The organism is Pseudomonas sp. MWU349 (assembly GCF_017947325.1).
Classification (GTDB): Bacteria; Pseudomonadota; Gammaproteobacteria; order Pseudomonadales; family Pseudomonadaceae; genus Aquipseudomonas; species Aquipseudomonas protegens.
The window spans coordinates 531,680-550,453 of record NZ_JAFEVP010000002.1 but is presented as its reverse complement, the minus strand read 5'-3'; the positions used below and the strand labels follow the sequence as shown (position 1 = coordinate 550,453).

Annotated in this window: 15 protein-coding genes; 10 read left to right on the top strand and 5 right to left on the bottom strand. The window is 64.4% G+C overall.

The features are described 5' to 3' along the window. Positions 1-72 precede the first annotated feature (72 nt). The 10 genes from KCG88_RS09725 to nadA all read left to right on the top strand — a co-directional run bounded on the left by KCG88_RS09725 (position 73) and on the right by nadA (position 12,017). On the top strand, positions 73-1,281 hold the full coding sequence (locus tag KCG88_RS09725) for a Coenzyme F420 hydrogenase/dehydrogenase, beta subunit C-terminal domain (RefSeq protein ID WP_246882633.1): 1,209 nt from the start codon (positions 73-75) through the stop codon (positions 1,279-1,281). After that, positions 1,278-2,621, top strand: a complete 1,344-nt coding sequence (locus KCG88_RS09720; protein ID WP_210712293.1) for a 3-phosphoshikimate 1-carboxyvinyltransferase — start codon at positions 1,278-1,280, stop codon at positions 2,619-2,621. The genes KCG88_RS09725 and KCG88_RS09720 overlap by 4 nt, the downstream gene beginning before the upstream one ends. Next, positions 2,621-3,631: a zinc-binding alcohol dehydrogenase gene (locus tag KCG88_RS09715; protein WP_210712292.1), complete on the top strand. Its 1,011-nt coding sequence runs from the start codon at positions 2,621-2,623 to the stop codon at positions 3,629-3,631. The genes KCG88_RS09720 and KCG88_RS09715 overlap by 1 nt, the downstream gene beginning before the upstream one ends. 4 nt (positions 3,632-3,635) lie before the next feature. Further along, the gene (locus tag KCG88_RS09710; RefSeq protein WP_210712291.1) at positions 3,636-6,701 is read left to right on the top strand and encodes a non-ribosomal peptide synthetase; all 3,066 of its coding nucleotides are present in this window, start codon (positions 3,636-3,638) and stop codon (positions 6,699-6,701) included. After that, positions 6,698-7,333, top strand: coding sequence for a thioesterase domain-containing protein (locus tag KCG88_RS09705; protein ID WP_210712290.1), 636 nt, complete (start codon positions 6,698-6,700; stop codon positions 7,331-7,333). Before KCG88_RS09710 ends, KCG88_RS09705 begins: the two co-directional genes overlap by 4 nt. A gap of 99 nt (positions 7,334-7,432) precedes the next feature. Next, positions 7,433-8,200, top strand: a complete 768-nt coding sequence (locus KCG88_RS09700) for a membrane protein (protein ID WP_047288723.1) — start codon at positions 7,433-7,435, stop codon at positions 8,198-8,200. Between the two features lie 28 nt (positions 8,201-8,228). Further along, positions 8,229-8,663 (top strand): hypothetical protein, encoded by a 435-nt coding sequence (locus KCG88_RS09695; RefSeq protein WP_047337632.1) that lies wholly within the window; start codon positions 8,229-8,231, stop codon positions 8,661-8,663. Positions 8,664-8,773: 110 nt separating this feature from the next. Beyond that, positions 8,774-9,439, top strand: a complete 666-nt coding sequence (locus KCG88_RS09690; RefSeq protein ID WP_019094554.1) for a response regulator — start codon at positions 8,774-8,776, stop codon at positions 9,437-9,439. Continuing rightward, the gene (locus KCG88_RS09685; protein ID WP_210712289.1) at positions 9,415-10,785 is read left to right on the top strand and encodes an ATP-binding protein; all 1,371 of its coding nucleotides are present in this window, start codon (positions 9,415-9,417) and stop codon (positions 10,783-10,785) included. Before KCG88_RS09690 ends, KCG88_RS09685 begins: the two co-directional genes overlap by 25 nt. 173 nt (positions 10,786-10,958) lie before the next feature. After that, positions 10,959-12,017: a quinolinate synthase NadA gene (gene nadA, locus KCG88_RS09680; RefSeq protein ID WP_047288717.1), complete on the top strand. Its 1,059-nt coding sequence runs from the start codon at positions 10,959-10,961 to the stop codon at positions 12,015-12,017. A gap of 65 nt (positions 12,018-12,082) precedes the next feature. Here the strand turns inward: nadA and KCG88_RS09675 are convergent, their stop codons facing one another. The 5 genes from KCG88_RS09675 to gcvP all read right to left on the bottom strand — a co-directional run bounded on the left by KCG88_RS09675 (position 12,083) and on the right by gcvP (position 18,772). After that, positions 12,083-12,571, bottom strand: coding sequence for an RDD family protein (locus KCG88_RS09675; RefSeq protein ID WP_011062898.1), 489 nt, complete (start codon positions 12,569-12,571; stop codon positions 12,083-12,085). Between the two features lie 96 nt (positions 12,572-12,667). Beyond that, on the bottom strand, positions 12,668-12,880 hold the full coding sequence (locus tag KCG88_RS09670) for a cold-shock protein (RefSeq protein ID WP_007977299.1): 213 nt from the start codon (positions 12,878-12,880) through the stop codon (positions 12,668-12,670). Between the two features lie 392 nt (positions 12,881-13,272). Then, on the bottom strand, positions 13,273-14,397 hold the full coding sequence (gene gcvT, locus KCG88_RS09665) for a glycine cleavage system aminomethyltransferase GcvT (protein WP_047288715.1): 1,125 nt from the start codon (positions 14,395-14,397) through the stop codon (positions 13,273-13,275). Between the two features lie 41 nt (positions 14,398-14,438). Continuing rightward, a complete protein-coding gene (locus KCG88_RS09660; RefSeq protein WP_210712288.1) occupies positions 14,439-15,815 on the bottom strand; it encodes an L-serine ammonia-lyase in 1,377 nt (458 codons plus the stop codon). A gap of 107 nt (positions 15,816-15,922) precedes the next feature. Continuing rightward, positions 15,923-18,772 (bottom strand): aminomethyl-transferring glycine dehydrogenase, encoded by a 2,850-nt coding sequence (gene gcvP, locus KCG88_RS09655; protein ID WP_210712287.1) that lies wholly within the window; start codon positions 18,770-18,772, stop codon positions 15,923-15,925. Positions 18,773-18,774: the final 2 nt, after the last annotated feature.

Below are 18,774 nucleotides of genomic sequence, written 5' to 3'. Positions count from 1 at the left end.
GTCCCCGGTTCGCGGGGGCGCGGCCGGCTGCACCCGGAAAACGGCACACGAGGCTTATCCAAGATGACAGGGATGTTATTGAAATTGACGGTGCTCGATCAGAATCTGTGCGCCGGGTGCGGCGCCTGCGCCCTGGTGTGCCCACAGCAGGTGATCGTTTTCGACCCGGACCGGGTGGTGCCGCTGCTGGAGGGCATCGGCGACAGTTGTGAAAGCTGCACCGAGTGCCTGGCGGTGTGCCCGGGGCTGCAGCCGGATACCGATCGCTCCGAGCTGGAACTGTTCGGCCGTACCCGCCGCGCCGAAGAGCGCTGGCTGGGGATCAGCCGCCAGGCCATTGGTGCGCGTTCCACCGATCCGCAGATAGTCCGGCGCTCGGCCAGTGGCGGCACCGCCACCACTTTGCTGCTGACCGCCCGGGAGCACTTTGACGTGGACCTGACCCTGACCATGGGCCGTCATCCGGGGCAGGGCTGGCGCAGCGCGCCGCAGCTGGGCAGTGATGCGGCGGCGATCATCAACAACGCCCAGTCCACCTACCAGCTGGCGCCTTACCTCAATGCCCTGCGCGAATGCTACGAACAGCAGCCGGACGCGCGCATCGCCGTGGTGGGGCTGGCCTGCCACGTCCAGGCGATCCGCAAGCTGCAGCGCCGGGACACGGCCATCGGCCACTGGGCCCGCAGCCGGATCATCTGCGTGATCGAGACCGCCTGCTCCTCCAACACCCTGCCGGCCGGCACCCACAGCATCATCAGCGAGGTGCTGGGGCAAGACCCGCAGCAGGTGCGCGATATCAAGTACCGCGAAGGCGATTACCCCGGCCGGCTGCAAATCACCTTGCTGGACAGCCAGACCTTTGGCATCGATTTCTGGGAGATCCTCGGCAAGCTCAAGGACAACAAGACCTTTCGCTGCCTCAGTTGCGGTGACTGGATGAGCGGGCTGGCCGACGTCAGCGTATGTGACGGCGACCCCAACATCTTCGAAGCCAGCCTCAACGGTTCCCAAGAACAGAAACACGGCCGCGCGCTGATCCGCACCGCGATGGGCCAGGCCCTGGTGGACAGCGCCATCACCCATGGCCGGCTGGAAAGCTGGGGAGTGGACCTTGGGGGCTTCAACCTCGGCCTTGAACGCAAGAAGAACCGTCGGCGCTTCTATGAAACCCAGCCGCTGGTGTTGCCCGCGGGCCCCGGGGTGGGCGACCACTTCGAGGACGAAGCGCTGGTGGACGACGCCGAACTGATCAACCCCGCCAAATACAGGAGTCGCCCATGATCGATTACCCGGACCGGCCCATCGATTTCACCCTTGGCCGCCACCAGCAGGTCTGGGCCAACATCGACGGCTACCTGCCATCGGACAAGTCCATCAGCCATCGGATGATCCTGTTTGCCGCCCTGGCCCGGCATCCGGTGCGCCTGCGGGACCTGAACCGCGGCAAGGCGGTGACCCTGTTGCTCGATGCCCTGCAGCAACTGGGCCTTGAGGTGACGCCAGGGCAGACGCCCCAGACCCTGGAGATCAGCGGTGATTTCGCCCAGGCGACCCACGAGCGGCGGGTCGACCTGGGGCCCTCCAGCGCGGCCGCGCGGTTACTGATCGGGATGCTGGTGGGGCTCAATGTGCCGTGCATCGTCGATGGCGACGAAACCCTGCGCAACCGCCCCTTCGACTGGATCGTCGAGCCCCTGAACCAGATGGGCGCCCGCCTGGAGTACCTGGGGCGCCCGGGCGCGCTGCCGATCCGTATCCACCAGGCTGCATTCCGCGGCGGCGCGGCGCAGATCCACATCGGCAGCGCCCAGGCCATCAGCACCTTGCTGTTTGCCGGGGTGGCGGCACGCAAGCCGATGTCGATCCGGTACCCGGTGGTGGCCCGGGATCACACCCAGCGCATCATCAACAGTTTTGGCGACCGGCTGCAGGACGAGCAGTTGCAGATCCACTACCAGCCACGGGACTGCGCGATTCCCGAGGAGATCAGCATCCCTCGCGACCCCTCGGCCATTGCCTATCCGGCGGCGTTGTTCCTGCTGTGCAACCGCCACCAGGAGCAGCAGCGCCTGAGCTTCGACAATGTGTGCCTGAACCCTACGCGCCTGGGCTTTTTCAACTGGCTGCTGGCCTGTGGTTTCAACCTGACCCTGGAGGTGGACAGCATTCGTCATGGCGAGCCGGTGGGCCGCCTGCTGCTGCGCGGGGGTGGCCAGCCCAGGGCTCACGACTTGCGCGACAAGCACCAGTTCCACGCAATGATCGACGAAGTGCCGCTGGCCCTGGCCATCAGCTGCGTGCTGCCCGGCAGCGCGACCTTCAGTGACCTCTACGAACTGACCTTCAAGGAATCGGACCGGATCGCCGCCACCCGCAGCATGCTCAATGCCCTGGGCCTGGACTACCAGGTCGACGGCTACGACGTGCGGGTGGAAGGCGGGCAGGTACCCAGTGTGCAAGGGGCGATCCCGACTTTCGGTGACCATCGCCTGTCAATGACCGCCCACGTCCTGCTGCTGGCTCACGGGCTGCAGGCCACCATCCTCGAAGGGCATTGCTACCAGACTTCATTTCCAGGGTTTGCCCAGTGCCTGGATCGCCTGACCGGACGGGAGGCCTGATGAGCAGCAGCCGATACACACTCACCGCCTGTGGCGCCGATGGCGTGATCGCCGTGCATGAACCTCTGGCCGCTCTAGCGGCCACTGAAGTGCAGGTGGCGGTGGACTACTCCATGGTCAGCCCGGGCACCGAGCGTCATTACCTGCAGCAGGTACGCGAGACTGGCGAGCAACTGCCGCTGGGCTATTGCGCGGCCGGGGTGGTTAGCGCCGTGGGGCCCGAGGTGGAAGGCGTGCAGCCGGGAGACCGGGTGGTGGCCATGGGCTGGAAGATTGCTACCCATTCCAACTGGATCCAGGTGCCCCAGCGGCTGGTGTGCAAGGTGCCGCCGTCACTGACCCAGGACCAGGCGATTCTCGCCACCCTGGGTGCCACTGCGGTGCATGCGGTGGACCGTGCGCAATTGCAGGCGGGGGAGCAGATCCTGGTGGTGGGCATGGGCCTGGTGGGCAAGATGCTGAGCCTGGTGGCGGCCTGTCATGGTGCGCGGATCTGGGTCGCGGACCTCAACCCCGCCGCCATCGACCCGGGCCTGCCGGTGCAGGTGCTCGACCTGCTGGCCGAGCCGGGGGCGATGGCCGGGCAGTTCACCCGGATCTTCCTGTGCATCGATGCTGATATCAGTGCCTTGTTCCCGCGGTTGCTGGCCCTGCTCAATCCGCAGGGCAACGGGGCTGGCCGCTCGCGGCTGGTGAATGTCGGGCGGGTCAGCCTGACCCTGGAGCTCTCGCCGCAAATGGGCAACATCGACATCATCAACGTGTCCCGCTGCGGTAACGGTTACCGCGACGATGCCTACCATCACGGGCGCAAGAGCGTGCAGTGCCCGGCAGGGGAAGCCACGGTGGAGCGCAACATCGCTCGTTGCCTCGACTGCCTGGTGGCCGGCAAGGATTGGCTGGAGCACTTGCAGCGGGTCGAGATGGACCTGGGGCAGGCGTTGGCGCACTACAACGGCGCGGCGTTCTTCGCCCCTGGAATCAACCTGATCAAACACAGGGAAGCGTGACGGCATGGCTCATCTATCTATTGCTTCGTGCCTGGACGACGTCTTCGCCCGGCATGCCACGGATACCGCGCTGAGCTGCAACGGCGCACGGCTCAGCTACCGGGAGCTGGAACAGCGTTCGGCACAGGTGGCGGCCCGCTTGCTGGGCTTGGGCCTGACGCCTGGCAGCACCCTGGGCCTGGAGGTGGAGCGCTCGATTGAACAACTGGTGCTGCTGGTGGGCATGGTGCGGGCCGGCCTGTCGTACTGCTATCTGGACCGCAACAACCCGCCCCAGTGGAACCAGTCGGTGTGTGAACGCAGTGGCGTGCGCTGGCGGGTCACGCCGGAGGTTGCCGGTGGCCCGGGGTATCTGGCGCTGGATGAGTTGCTCGCGCCCACGGACGAGGCTGCGTGCTGGCCGCCGCTATGCGGTGCCGAGCCGGTGTACGTGAACTTTTCCAGCGGCACCACCGGCGCGCCGAAGATCATTCCCTGTACCCATCGCGGGGTGTTGGGGTTCTGCGACCGGCCGCGACATTTTCCGCTGCAGCCGGGCTTTCGCATGCTGTACGCCTCGAACCTGACCTTCGACGCCTCGCAGTTCGAGATCTGGACCGCGCTGCTCAATGGCGGCGAATTGCATATCCATGTTCCCGGCGCCCTGACCCTGGAACACCTGCATCGTTACATCCACGAGGCCGGGGTCGACAGCCTGTGGCTGACCTCGACCCTGTTCAACACCTTCGTCGATATCGACCGCGGCTGGCTGCGGGGTATCAAGCGGCTGATGGTCGGCGGCGAGGTCCTGTCCGCAGGGCATGTCCGCCAGGCCTATGCGGCCGCCGATGGGCTGGTTCTCTACAACGGTTATGGCCCCACGGAAAACACCATGGGTACCTGTGTCTATGCCATTCCCCGCCGCTTCGACAGCACCCGGGACATTCCCATCGGCCAGGCCGTGGACGATGCCACCCTGTTGCTGCTGCGCCCTGACGGACAGCCGTGCGAGGTGGATGAACCCGGCGAGCTGCTGATCGCCGGGGGCGGCTTGTCCCCGGGATATCTGGGGGATGCCGAGCTGACCCGGGAGCGTTTCATCGACCTGCCATGGCAGGGCCGGACGCTGCGTTGCTACCGCAGTGGCGACCTGGTTTCCCGGGATGGCCAGGGGCTCTATCACTTCCATGGCCGCAGCGATGACCAGATCAAGCTGCGTGGCCAGCGCCTGTCGCTGACCGAGGTCGCCGCCGCCTTCAAGTGTTACCCGGGAATGCTCGATTGTGTGGTGTTGCTGGATGACCAGGGAACCGAAGCGCAGTTGCTGCTGGTGTACCTTAAGGCGCCTGGGGTCGAGCCCCGGGTGCTGGCCGAATATGGCCGGCAAAGCCTGCCGCCGTTCATGGTGCCGTCGCGATTTGTCGAGGTTGAGCGCTTTGCCCTGCGCTCTTCCGGCAAGCTGGATATTGCTGAGCTCAAGCAGCGCCTGTGTCTCGGGCAGCCGGCCACTGAAACGGACGACTCGCCGGCAGGGCGTTTTCTCGCGCGTTTCGGCGTGTCGGCTCATGACCTGCAGCGCAGCTTCTTCGACAGCGGCGGCAACTCGCTGGCGGCGATCAAGCTGGTGGGCACGGTGAACCGTCACCTGGGCTGGGAAGGCCTGGGCCTGGAGCAGTTCTACCGCATGGCCACCCTGGGCCAGTTGCTGGACTGGCTACAGGCCCAACCCGGCCTGGCGTCCCTGCTGGAAAACGGTGCGCAGGAGTACTACGTGATCGAGTCGGAGCAGGAGTCCTTGCCCGCCGCCCATGCAGGGTTTTCGATCAATACTCACCTGGGGCGTTTTGCCGTGGTCCGCGCCACCTCCGCCCGCCACGCCAGGGAGGCGCTGCGCAACGGTCCCGGGCGGTTGCCGGCTGCCGGCGACAGCCGCTGGATCGGCTTGAACAAGAGCCAGTTGTCGATGGTGTATGCCGAACTGTTCAACAAGGATCTACGGGCCAACAACGTGCTCTACCTGTTCCGGCCCGAGCAGTTGCCGGCCGCCGGGCTGGACCTGCAGGCGCTGGCCGAGGGCTTGAAGCAGCGCTATCCACTGGCGGGCTGTCGGGTGGCGCGGGTCGAGGGCGAGTACTGTTTTGATCTGGCCCCCGAGCCGCCGGCGCGCCTGTGGCTGGAGCCTGTGGCGGAGTTTCCCAGCCAGCAGGCCTGCGTGGAGCATTTCCTTGAGCGGCCGCTATCACTGTTCGAGCAGGACCTGTGCAGCCTGTTCAAGGTGCGCATCGACGGCACCTTGCACCTGGGGCTGTGGCTGCATCACATCCTTGGCAACCATGTCGGCCAGTTGAGCCTGCTGCGCAGCGTGGAACAGTTGGCGCTGGGCGTGCAGTCGCCGCCGGTGGCGGATTTTTCCTTTGTCGGTAACAACCTGATGCAGGCCGAGGAATATGAGCGTCTGGCAGAGGCCGGCACCGAGGCCTGGGAGCAAGAGGCCGAGGAGTACGCGCCGTTGGCCGATGTCCCGGCACCGGCGGCCAATGCCCAGGCACTGCAGTTGCGCGCGGCACTGGCCATGGATCCGATGAAGCTGGCCTCGCCGCAGCGTCTGTTTCACCTGTTGCAGGCGTTTCGCCAGGGCTGTGCCGAGGGCTTGGGGATCGAGGCGCCGATCGTCAATCTGCTGTTCGCCTGGGCTGAGCGTTCGGTGATCAGCGGGTTCTCCAGTTACACGGTGCCCGTGCCCCTGGCTCCCGGGCGCTTCGCCGAAGGTTGCGAGCCACAGGCCTGCATGGATTACCTGAATGCCAAGCTGGCCCGGGCGGCCTTGGGTTACGAGGAAATACTCGCGGCCCTGGGCTTGTACGGCTTTGCTCCGGCGTTCCTGTGCAATTTCGTCGAGCTGCCGGCCAGTGATGCCCGGTGGTTGCAAACGCGGATTGCCAACTCGGTTAGCGAGTGGCCCAAGACCCTGCTCGACCTGACGGTGGTCAAGTCGGCGCTGGGCTGCGAAGTGCTGCTCAACAGCTATCTGCCCGAGCCGCAGGCCCGGGCATTTCTCGAATCCTTTGTCGCGGCGGGGCAACGTCAATGAAACTGATCTGCTTTCCCGACTTCGTCGGCCATCCGATCTGTTTTTCTGCCCTGGGCCGGGCACTCAAGGGGCGAGCGTCGCTGGTGCAGGTCAACTACAGCGACTACTGGCCCTATTCCAGTGTCGAAGACCTGGCCCGGCAGATTGCCCAAGAGCATGAGCTGACGCCCCTGGATGCGGTGCTCGGTTACTCCTTCGGCGCTTACGTGGCGGCCTGTTGCGTGGCCCGCAGCACGGCGCCCGCCAGGCCGCTGCTGCTGGTGGACCCGCCGCTGCTGGCCGAGCTTCGAGGGTTGGCCCCCGACGCCATTGCCCGGCGTTTGGCGGCTGATCCGCAGTATGCCTACGTCGATGACCTGGTGGACGCGCAGTTGGTCAATCGCGAGTGCGTGCACGGCAATATCCTGCTGCTGTCCCAATGGCAGGCGGTGCCGCTGAAGGGGCGCGCGGTGGATGTGCTGTTGTCCGCCGGGCGCAGTATCGAGGGGCTGGCCCCGGGCCTGGGGCTCGATCCGGCCCAGGACAATCGCTACTGGCGGGACGAGCAGCGCCACCATGGCTCGGTGATCAACAGCCCCGACGTACTCACCTGGCTGCTGGACCCTGAGGCCTTGCAGCGCATTGCTTGGTGATCGAAGCCGGCCCGTTCGGGGGGCCCTCAGTTCCAGCTAAGTTTTCCCTCGTAGCCTCTGCTTCGCGCCAATACACGCGCCGTTATGGAGAGGCACCCGATGAAGCCGCTGAGTAAGACCGATTGGCTGAACAAGGTTCCGGAGGTGACGCTGTCCTTCTGGATCATCAAGATCATGTCCACCACCGTGGGCGAAACCTGTGCCGACTACCTGGCCGTCGACGCCGGCCTGGGGCAGGGTGTGACCAGCATCGGCATGGCGCTGTTGCTGGGGGTGGCGCTGTTCGCGCAGTTCCGTAGCCGGGCCTACACGCCATGGATCTACTGGCTGAGCGTGGTCCTGGTGAGCATCGTCGGGACCCAGATCACCGATGTGCTCACCGATCAGCTGGGCATCAGCCTGTACCTGAGCACCGCAGTGTTTGCAGGTTTGCTGGCGGTCAATTTCGCTGTCTGGTACGCCGTTGAACACAACCTGTCGATCCGCCAGATCGTTACCCCGCGACGCGAGCTGTTCTACTGGGCCACCGTGCTCTGCACCTTCGCCCTGGGAACCGCCGCCGGGGACCTGGCCACCGAGGCGCTGGGGCTCGGCTTTACCCTGGGAGCGCTGATCTTTGCCGCACTGATTGCCGTGACCCTGGTGGCCTGGCGCCTGGGGGGCAATGCGGTGCTGACCTTCTGGGTCGCCTACATCCTCACCCGACCGTTTGGCGCCGCCCTCGGCGACCTGCTGACACAAGCCAAGACCTACGGTGGCCTGGGCCTGGGCGCCACCTGGACCAGCGCGATCTTCCTCTGCGTGATTCTTTTGCTGGTGAGCGTCGCGCAGCTCAACGTCAACAACCGTCAGCGCCTTTCCCACTGATTATCCGACCCTCACTCAAGGACTCATCATGGCCTTTATCCGCTCTGCCATTCGCTACACCACAACCCTTTCCATGATTGCCCTGCTGGGGCTGGCCGCGGGGTGTTCCAAGCCTGCCGATGCGCCCAAGCCCGGTACTGTCGCCTCAGCCCAGGCTGCTGGGGCCACGGCCTCCAAGCTGGGCGACCTGGCCGAGTTCCAGGCCATTGCCCGTGATGTTGCCGGCTTGGTGGACAAGCAGGACCTGGCGGGGGCGAAGCGCCGGATCAAGGATCTGGAAGTTGCCTGGGACTCTGCCGAAGCCGGCTTGAAGCCCCGTGCCGCCGGTGACTGGCATGTGTTGGACAAGGGCATCGACCGCGCACTGGACGCCCTGCGCGCCAGTACCCCGCAACAGGCCGAGTGCAAGTCGGCGATGGACGATCTGCTGGCAACGTTCAGTCGCTTGCAAGGCAAGGCCTGACCCTCATCTTTTCCAGCAGATCGGCAGGCGAGTGATTACCCTTGGGGGGACTCGACCCGGGCCCGGCCTTGCTCAAGCGCAGGCCGGGCCTGTTTCACTACGGAGGCACTATGCGGATCTTGCTGGTGGAGGACGACGGTATGATCGCCGAGGCGATACAGGGTGCCCTCAAGGATGCAGGCTACGCCGCCGACTGGGTCAGCGATGGGGTGACCGCCCTGGCTGCTCTGGACAGCCAGCATTACGACCAGGTGCTGCTCGACCTCGGCCTGCCCGGCAAGGACGGGTTGCAGGTGCTCGACAGCATTCGCCGCCGTAACAACCCGGTGCCGCTGTTGATCATTACCGCCCGTGACAGCCTCGATGACCGGCTGCGAGGCCTGGACGGTGGCGCGGACGACTATCTGCTCAAGCCCTTCGCCATGGCCGAGCTGCTGGCGCGAATGCGTGCGGTCATGCGTCGCAAAGGTGGTAGCGCGGCGCCGCTGCTGGGCAATGGCGTGGTCTCGCTGGACCCGGTATCGAAACAGGCAAGCTCGTTCGAGCAGCCTGCGGTGCAGCTGTCGAACCGCGAATTCGCCCTGTTGCAGGCGCTGTTGATCCGCCCGGGGGCGATTCTTTCCCGTAGCGAACTGGAAGACCGCATCTACGGCTGGGGCGAGGAGGTGGAAAGCAATGCGGTGGAGTTCCTGATCCATGCCTTGCGCCGCAAGCTGGGAAGCCAGGTGATCAAGAACGTCAGGGGGATGGGATGGATGGTTTCAAAAGACGTCTGAGCGAGTCGGTCCAGCTCAGGCTGTCCATTGCCTTGTCAGTGGCGGTGCTGATCGTTGCGCTGCTGGCCGGAGTCTTTGCTTATGTCTCGGCCTTCGACGAGGCCCTGGAGATGCAGGACAACACCCTGCGCCAGGTGGCCGCGCTGTTCGAGCGCCAGCACATGACCCTGGCCTACCCGCAGCCGGGGCAGGTCGTCGCCGACGATAACGAGGAATCCAGGGTGGTCGTTCAATATCTGGCCGATGGCGCCAGGGCGGCGGCGGACAGTGATGCCGATATCCCCCTGCCGTTGCCCACCACCCTGGCAGACGGTCTGTCGACCCTGACGGTGGGCGGCGAGCCGTTTCGGGTGCTGGTCAAGACCACCAGCGCCGGCCTGCGTATTGCCGTGGCCCAGGAAACCGGCGCTCGTGACAGGGATGCACGGGAAAGCGCCTGGCGCGGCCTGTTGCCCTTCCTGATCCTGTTTCCCGTGCTGTTGCTGGTGATTGCCGATCTGGTGCGCAAACTGTTTCGTCCCATCGAGCAGTTGGCGGCCGAGATCGACCTGCGTGACGAGCAGGAATTGCACCCGATCGACGAGCGCCATCTGCCGACCGAGGTGCGGCCTTTCGTGCGGGCCATCAATCGCCTGTTGCTGCGGGTGACTCAGTCCATGACGGCGCAGCGGCGTTTCGTGGCGGATGCCGCCCATGAATTGCGCTCGCCGCTGACGGCCTTGTCCCTGCAGGCCGAGCGCCTGGCATCGGTGGAGATGCCCGGCCTGGCTCGGGAGCGCCTGCAGCTGTTGCGCCAGGGGATCGAGCGCGGCAGAAAGCTGATCGACCAGTTGCTCGGGCTGGCGTCTGCACAATCGGCCATCAATGGCCGGGTGGAGCCGGTTTCGGTGCACGGGGTGTATCGCCGGGTGCTGGAGGACCTGCTGCCCCTGGCGGAGGACAAGGGGATCGACATCGGCCTGGAAGGTGGGCCGGACAGGCAGGTGCTGATCAGCCAGGAGGACCTGCTGACCCTGGTGAAAAACCTGGTGGACAACGCCATCCGCTATACCCCGCCAGGTGGGCGGGTGGACCTGTCGGTGGCCCAGGTGCAGGACGAGATCCTGCTGCAGGTCAGCGACTCGGGGCCGGGTATTGCCATGGCTGAGCGCGAGCGTGTGTTCGATCCTTTCCATCGCGGGCTGGGCAGCGATGAAGTGGGCTCCGGGCTGGGGCTCGCCATCGTCAAGGCCATTGCCGATCGGCATGCCGGCCGGGTCTGGCTGGATTACTCCGACCAACGGGCCAAACGCGGGTTGTGTGTGACGGTGGCTTTTGCCCGGGTGCAGGCGCCGCCGGCAGGGTAGGGCGCAGCTGTTGGGCAGAATAGGCTTTTGAATACCCTGGATATTCTGTAGCCTTGCGCGGCTCCAATGTTGTCCGTACCTGATGAACTCACTCTCCCGGCGGGGCCTTAAGCGGTCCGGAGCCGGTGGTATACTCGACTTTCGCGCCTCAAGCGCCTGCAGGTCTTGCGAACATGACGCAAATTTCTGAACGCCTTCTGGTTCAAGCCCACCTCGATGCCAAGCAGCCCAAACCCTTGAGCGCTGCGCAAGAGGCCCATCTGCGTACCGCCATCGCTGCCGAGCTCAAGGCTCAGGATGCGGTGCTGGTTGCCCACTTCTACTGTGATCCGGTGATTCAGGCCCTGGCCGAAGAAACCGGCGGCTGCGTATCCGACTCCCTGGAAATGGCCCGCTTCGGCAATGCCCATCCGGCCAAGACCGTGCTGGTTGCCGGGGTCCGCTTCATGGGTGAGACGGCGAAGATTCTCAACCCTGAAAAACGGGTGTTGATGCCGACCCTGGAAGCCACCTGCTCCCTTGACCTTGGCTGCCCGGTGGAGGAGTTCTCGGCCTTCTGCGACCAGCATCCCGAGCGCACCGTGGTGGTCTATGCCAACACGTCGGCGGCGGTCAAAGCCCGTGCCGACTGGGTGGTGACCTCCAGTTGCGCCCTGGAAATCGTCGAAAGCCTGATGGATAACGGCGAGAAGATCATCTGGGGCCCCGACAAGCACCTGGGCACCTACATCCAGCGCCAGACCGGTGCCGACATGCTGCTCTGGGACGGTGCCTGCATCGTTCACGAGGAGTTCAAGTCCAAGCAGCTGGAAGACATGAAGGCGCTGTATCCGGATGCGGCCATTCTGGTGCACCCGGAGTCCCCCAGCTCGGTGATCGAACTGGCCGACGCGGTGGGCTCCACCAGTCAGCTGATTGCTGCCGCGCAGCGCCTGCCGAACAAGACCTTCATCGTCGCCACCGACCGCGGCATCTTCTACAAGATGCAGCAGCTGTGCCCGGACAAAGTGTTCATCGAGGCGCCGACGGCCGGCAATGGTGCGGCGTGCCGCAGTTGTGCCCATTGCCCGTGGATGGCCATGAACACCCTGGAGCGTACCCTGCAGTGCCTGAAGGATGGCAGCAACGAGATCAGCGTCGACCCGGCGCTGATCCCCAATGCGCTCCGCCCGCTGAAGCGCATGCTGGATTTCACCCAGGCGGCGCGGATGAAACTGGCGGGCAACGCCTGATCGGCTCTTCTGCTCGCTTAAAAAAAACGCCCCGATCTGTCGGGGCGTTTTTGCAGGCGGCGGGCTTACTTCTTCTGCTTGGGAATGCGCACCAGCTGGCTGTTGGAGTAGATGTCGTGCCAACTGCGTTTCTGCTTGTCCACCAGCACCCAGAAGAAGCCCAGGCCGGCGCACAGCCAGGACGCGATCGACACCATGAAGCGCAACAGCGCCTGCCACAGGCTGATACGGCTGCCGTCGGCGTTCTGCACCCGGATACCCCAGACCTGCATGCCCAGGGTCTGGCCGGAATGGGTCCAGAACTTGGCGAAGAAACCGAACAGCACGAACAGCAGCACCGTGGAGTACAACGGGTCCCCATCCAGGGCGCCGGATTCGGTCAGGGTACGCATCCGCGCCTCGCCGATGATCTGCATCTGGATCAGCTTGTAGACGCCGCCCGTGACAATCAGCAGGGCAACGCACAGCAGGAAATCATAGAACATCGCTGCCAGGCGACGACCCAGGCCGGCGGCGGGGAACTCGCCTTGGGGGCTTAGCAGATGTTTCGACATGACAGGCTCTCGACTGAAAAAAGAAGCCATTTTACGGAATTGCGCGCACAAAAAAGCCCCTGATGTCAGCATCAGGGGCTTTTTCGTTACAGACGATTAAGCTTCTGCTTGTACTTCGTCAGCCTGCATGCCTTTCTGGCCTTGCACAGCGATGAAGGTCACTTTTTGGCCTTCTTTCAGGCTCTTGAAGCCGTTGCCCTGAATAGCGCGGAAGTGTACGAACAGATCCGGACCGCTTTCTGGAGTGATAAAACCAAAACCTTTCTCGTCGTTAAACCACTTGACGGTACCGCTCTGACGTTGGGACATTTCTTATTTCCTTTGACGCTAAAAAATTAATGACAGTCTCTTTCCCATGAAAGAGTACTGGGCTGGGTTGCAGGAAAGTAAGAGACGTCGAACGGGTTGTAGCAAACTTGTTAGCTACTGCCCAGGTCACGATTCCAAGCGACCCATGCAAACACAGTGGGGAAACTCTACGCCAACTATGGGAGAAAAAACAAGCCCCGCGAAGCCCCGGTTTTACTCAGCTTGCCGAGGTTTGGCGGAACTAGCGTGCGGGGCTTATTCGATAGAGTTGTTCAATTGTTTTCGGGCGTTATAAGTGAAGTTCAGTATCGAAAATGTGCACTGTTTTATGGCGGTTGCGTTACAGATTAGTGCACTTTTAACGCAACCGCGTTACTTATAGAAACAGTCCCTCAGCCGCGGTAGTAGCGTTGTGGCACGAATGGCATTTTGCTTACAAGCATTGGTACCTTTTTCCCACGAACTATTGCTGCAACTGGCGTATCGAGTGCGCAGTGCTCGATGTCGAGGTAGCCCATGGCCAGAGGGCCGCCCAGGGTCGGTCCAAAACCGCCGCTGCACACGCTGCCGATAACCTTGCCTTCGGCGTCGACGATCTCTGCACCTTCACGTACCGGTGTGCGTTCCTGGGGCAGCAGGCCGACGCGTTTGCGGCTGACACCGCCTTGCTGCTGGGCAAAGATCACCTCGGCACCGGGGAAGCCGCCGGCGCGGGCGCCATCGGCACGACGTGCCTTGGAGATGGCCCACAGCAGGCTGGCCTGGATCGGCGTGGTGTCGCTGTTCATGTCATGGCCATAGAGGCACAGGCCGGCTTCCAGGCGCAGGGAGTCGCGGGCGCCGAGGCCGATGGCCGCTACTTCCGGCTCGGCCAGCAGGGCACGGGCGAGTTTTTCCGCCTGGGCCGCCGGCACCGAGATTTCGAAACCGTCTTCGCCGGTGTAGCCCGAACGGCTGACAAAGCAGCCCACGCCCAGCAGGGTCACCGGCTTGAACTGCATGAAGGTCATCTGCGCCACCTCCGGCGCCAGGCGCGCCAGCACCGTGACTGCAGCCGGGCCTTGCAGGGCCAGCAGGGCCCGTTCCTCGAACAGCGGTTGAATGTCGCATTGCTCACCCAGGTGACGGCGCAGGTGGGCCAGGTCCTGGTCCTTGCAGGCGGCGTTGACCACCAGGAACAGCTGTTCGTCCCCCAGGTTGGCCACCATCAGGTCATCGAGGATGCCGCCCTGTTCGTTGGTGAACATGGCGTAGCGCTGCATGCCCACCGGCAAGTCGATGATATCCACCGGCACCAGGGTCTCCAGGGCCTGGGCGGCGTTGGCGCCGCGCAGCAGGATCTGCCCCATGTGGGACACATCGAACAGCCCGGCCTGTTCACGGGTGTGCTGGTGCTCCTTCATCACTCCCAGCGGGTACTGCACCGGCATGTCGTAGCCGGCGAACGGCACCATGCGGGCGCCGAGTTCCAGGTGCAGGCTGTGCAACGGGGTTTTCAATAGTGTTTCGGTGGACATGGGCAACTCCTGAAAAAAAACGTGCGGATACAGGCTGCGTATCAGCACTCGATAATGTTCACGGCCAGACCGCCACGGGCGGTTTCCTTGTATTTGCTTTTCATGTCGGCGCCGGTCTGGCGCATGGTGCGGATGACCTTGTCGAGGGAGACGAAGTGCTGCCCGTCGCCACGCAGGGCCATGCGCACCGCATTGATGGCCTTGACCGAGCCCATGGCGTTGCGTTCGATGCAGGGCACCTGCACCAACCCGCCAATGGGGTCACAGGTCAGCCCGAGGTTGTGTTCCATGCCGATTTCCGCGGCGTTCTCCACTTGCTGCACGCTGCCGCCGAGGACCTCGCACAAGGCCCCGGCCGCCATCGAGCAGGCCACGCCCACTTCGCCCTGGCAGCCGACTTCGGCGCCGGAGATCGAGGCGTTTTCCTTGTAGAGGATGCCGATGGCTGCGGCGGTGAGGAGAAAACGCACCACCCCGTCTTCGCTGGCCCCGGGAATGAAGCGCATGTAGTAGTGCAGCACCGCCGGAATGATGCCGGCCGCACCATTGGTGGGGGCGGTGACCACCCGTCCGCCGTTGGCGTTTTCTTCATTCACCGCCAGGGCATAGAGGTTGACCCAGTCCAGCACCGACAGGGCATCGCGCAGTGCCGCTTCCGGGTGCTTGCACAACTGGCGGTGCAGGGCCGCGGCACGGCGCTTGACCTTGAGCCCGCCGGGCAGGATGCCTTCGTTGCGGCAGCCGGCATCCACGCAGTCCTGCATCACCTGCCAGATCTTCAGCAGGCCGGCGCGGGTTTCCGCTTCCGGGCGCCAGGCACTTTCATTGGTCAGCATCACCTGGCTGATGGACAGGCCATAGGTAGCGCAATGTTGCAGCAGTTCCTTGGCGGTCTTGAAGGGGAAGGTCAGGCGAGTGGTGTCTTCAACGATGCGATCGGCTCCGGCGGCATCTTCGTCAACCACGAAACCACCGCCAACGGAGTAGTACTCGCGGCTGCGGATCTGCAAACCGGCGTTGTCGAAGGCACGAAAGATCATGCCATTGGGGTGATAGGCCAGGGGCTTTCGGATCATGGCCAGGTGTTCTTTCTCGTTGAACGCAATGCTGTGTTCGCCGAGCAAGTTGAGGCGCGCGCTGCTGCGTATTTCCTGCAGGCGTGCGGCGATGTTTTCGGTATTCACGGTGTCCGGGTGCTCGCCTTCCAGGCCCAGCAGCACCGCCTTGTCGCTGCCGTGACCTTTACCGGTGGCGCCCAGCGAGCCGTACAGCTCGACCTTGACGCAGGTGGTGGCCTTCAGCAGGTCTTCACGGCGCAGGCCTTCGACAAAGCGCGCGGCGGCGCGCATCGGGCCGACGGTGTGGGAGCTGGAGGGGCCGATGCCAATCTTGAACAGGTCGAACACGCTCAGGGACATGTTGGTTCTCCGGTTTCTTGTTATGGAGGCAGCGGCAAGCCACAAGCTGCAAGTCGGAAGCCGATCGGCTCTTTCTTGCAGCTTGAGGCTACTAGCTTGCGGCTACCTTAGGCGTAGCTTTCGATCGACGGGCAGGCGCACACCAGGTTGCGGTCGCCGAACACGTTGTCGACCCGGCCCACTGGTGGCCAGTACTTGCCTTCCACCAGGGACGCCACTGGGTATACCGCCTGTTCACGGCTGTACGGATGGGACCACTCGCCCACCAGTTCGGCCGCGGTGTGCGGGGCGTTCTTAAGCGGGTTGTCGTCCTTGTCCAGGCTGCCGTTTTCCACCGCGCGGATTTCTTCGCGGATGCGGATCATGGCGTCGCAGAAGCGGTCCAGCTCTTCCTTGGATTCGCTTTCGGTGGGCTCGATCATCAGGGTGCCGGCCACCGGGAAGGACATGGTTGGCGCATGGAAGCCAAAATCGATCAGGCGCTTGGCCACGTCGTCCACGCTGATGCCGCTGCTGTCTTTCAGCGGACGCAGGTCGAGGATGCATTCGTGGGCCACCAGGCCGTTGCTGCCGGTGTAGAGCACCGGGTAGTGCTCTTCCAGGCGGCGCGAGATGTAGTTGGCATTGAGGATCGCCAACTGCGAGGCGCGCTTGAGGCCGGCGCCGCCCATCATGCTGATGTACATCCAGGTGATCGGCAGGATGCTGGCGCTGCCGAACGGAGCGGCACAGACCGCGCCTTTCTTGTTTTCCAGCGCGGCGTGGCCGGGCAGGAAGGGCGCCAGGTGCGACTTGACGCCGATCGGGCCGACGCCCGGGCCGCCACCGCCATGGGGAATGCAGAAGGTCTTGTGCAGGTTCAGGTGGGACACGTCGCCACCGAACTTGCCCGGGGCGCAGAGGCCGACCATGGCGTTCATGTTGGCGCCGTCGATGTACACCTGGCCGCCGTTGTCGTGAATGATGCCGCAGATTTCGCGGATGCCTTCTTCGAACACGCCGTGGGTGGACGGGTAGGTGATCATCAGTGCGGCGAGGTGCTCGCGGTGCTCGATGGCCTTGGCCCGCAGGTCCTCGATGTCGACGTTGCCGCGGGCGTCGCAGGCGGTGACCACCACGCGCATGCCGGCCATGTTGGCAGTGGCCGGGTTGGTGCCGTGGGCCGAGGAGGGAATCAGGCAGATATCGCGGCGCTCGTCGCCACGGCTCTGGTGATAGGCACGAATGGCCAGCAGGCCGGCGTACTCGCCCTGGGAACCGGCGTTGGGCTGCAGCGACACCGCGTCGTAGCCGGTGGCAGCGCACAGCATGGCTTCAAGTTCGGTGGTCAGTTGCTGGTAGCCGGCGCTTTGCTCGGCGGGGGCGAAGGGGTGCAGCGCGCCGAACTCGGCCCAGGTGATGGGGATCATTTCGCTGGCGGCGTTGAGCTTCATGGTGCAGGAGCCCAGCGGGATCATGGTGCGATCCAGGGCCAGGTCCTTGTCCGCCAGCTTGCGCAGGTAGCGCATCAGCTCGGTTTCCGAGTGATAGCGGTTGAATACCGGGTGGCTGAGGATCGCCGACTGGCGTGCCAGGGCAGCGGGGATGGCGCTGGTGACCGCCGCCGCGAGTGCCGCGAAGTCCGGCGCGGGCTTGCCGTCGGCCAGCAGGCTCCACAGGGTTTCAACGTCGGCTTGAGTGGTGGTTTCGTCCAGGGACAGGCCCAGGCGCTCGGCGTCTATCACCCGCAGGTTGATGCCCTGGGCGCGAGCCTTGTCGTGCAGCGCAGCGGTGCGGCCAGCGGTGTGCAGGCTCAGGGTGTCGAAGAAGCTTTCCTGCTCCACGGTCAGGCCCAGCTGGACCAGGCCCTTGGCCAGGATCGCGGTCAGGTGGTGGATGCGCTGGGCGATCTGGGTCAGGCCCTTGGGACCGTGGTACACGGCATACATGCTGGCGATGTTGGCCAACAGGACCTGGGCGGTGCAGATGTTGCTGGTGGCCTTCTCGCGGCGGATATGCTGCTCGCGGGTCTGCATGGCCAGGCGCAGGGCCGGCTTGCCGAAACGGTCCACCGAGACGCCCACCAGGCGGCCGGGCATGTCGCGCTTGAAGGCATCGCGGGTGGCGAAGTAGGCCGCATGCGGGCCACCAAAGCCCAGGGGCACACCGAAGCGCTGGGCACTGCCGATGGCCACGTCGGCGCCGAACTCGCCCGGCGGGGTCAGCAGGGTCAGGGCCAGCAGGTCGGCGGCCACGGCCACCAGGGCGTTGGCAGCGTGGAAACGCTCGGTCAGCTCGCGGTAGTCGAACAGGTCACCGTTGCTTGCCGGGTATTGCAGCAGGGCGCCGAAGAACGGGCTGACGTCGGTCAGCTTGCGCTCATCGCCCACCACCACGTTGATCCCCAGGGGCTCGGCACGGGTGCGCAGCACATCGAGGGTCTGTGGGTGGCAATGCTGCGAGGCGAAGAAGGCGTGGCTGCCCTTGTTCTTGCTCAGGCGCTTGCAGAAGGTCATGGCTTCGGCGGCGGCGGTGCCTTCGTCCAGCAGCGAGGCGTTGGCGATCGGCAGGCCGCTCAGGTCGCTGATCAGGGTCTGGAAATTCAGCAGGGCTTCCAGGCGACCCTGGGAGATTTCCGGCTGGTACGGGGTGTAGGCGGTGTACCAGGCCGGGTTTTCCAAGAGGTTGCGCAGGATTGGCGATGGCGTATGGCAGTTGTAGTAGCCCTGGCCGATATAGGTCTTGAACAGCTGGTTCCTGGCGGCGATGGCCTTGATCGAGGCCAGGGCCTGGGCTTCGCTCAGGCCCTGGCCCAGCTCCAGCACGCTGGTGCCCTTGATGCTCTCGGGAATCACGCTGGCGCTCAGGGCTTCCAGGGAATCGAAGCCCAGGCTATTGAGCATGGCTTGCTCATCGCCCTGGCGCGGGCCGATGTGGCGCGCGATGAATTCGTTGGCGGTGCTCAGGTTGACGGTCATGG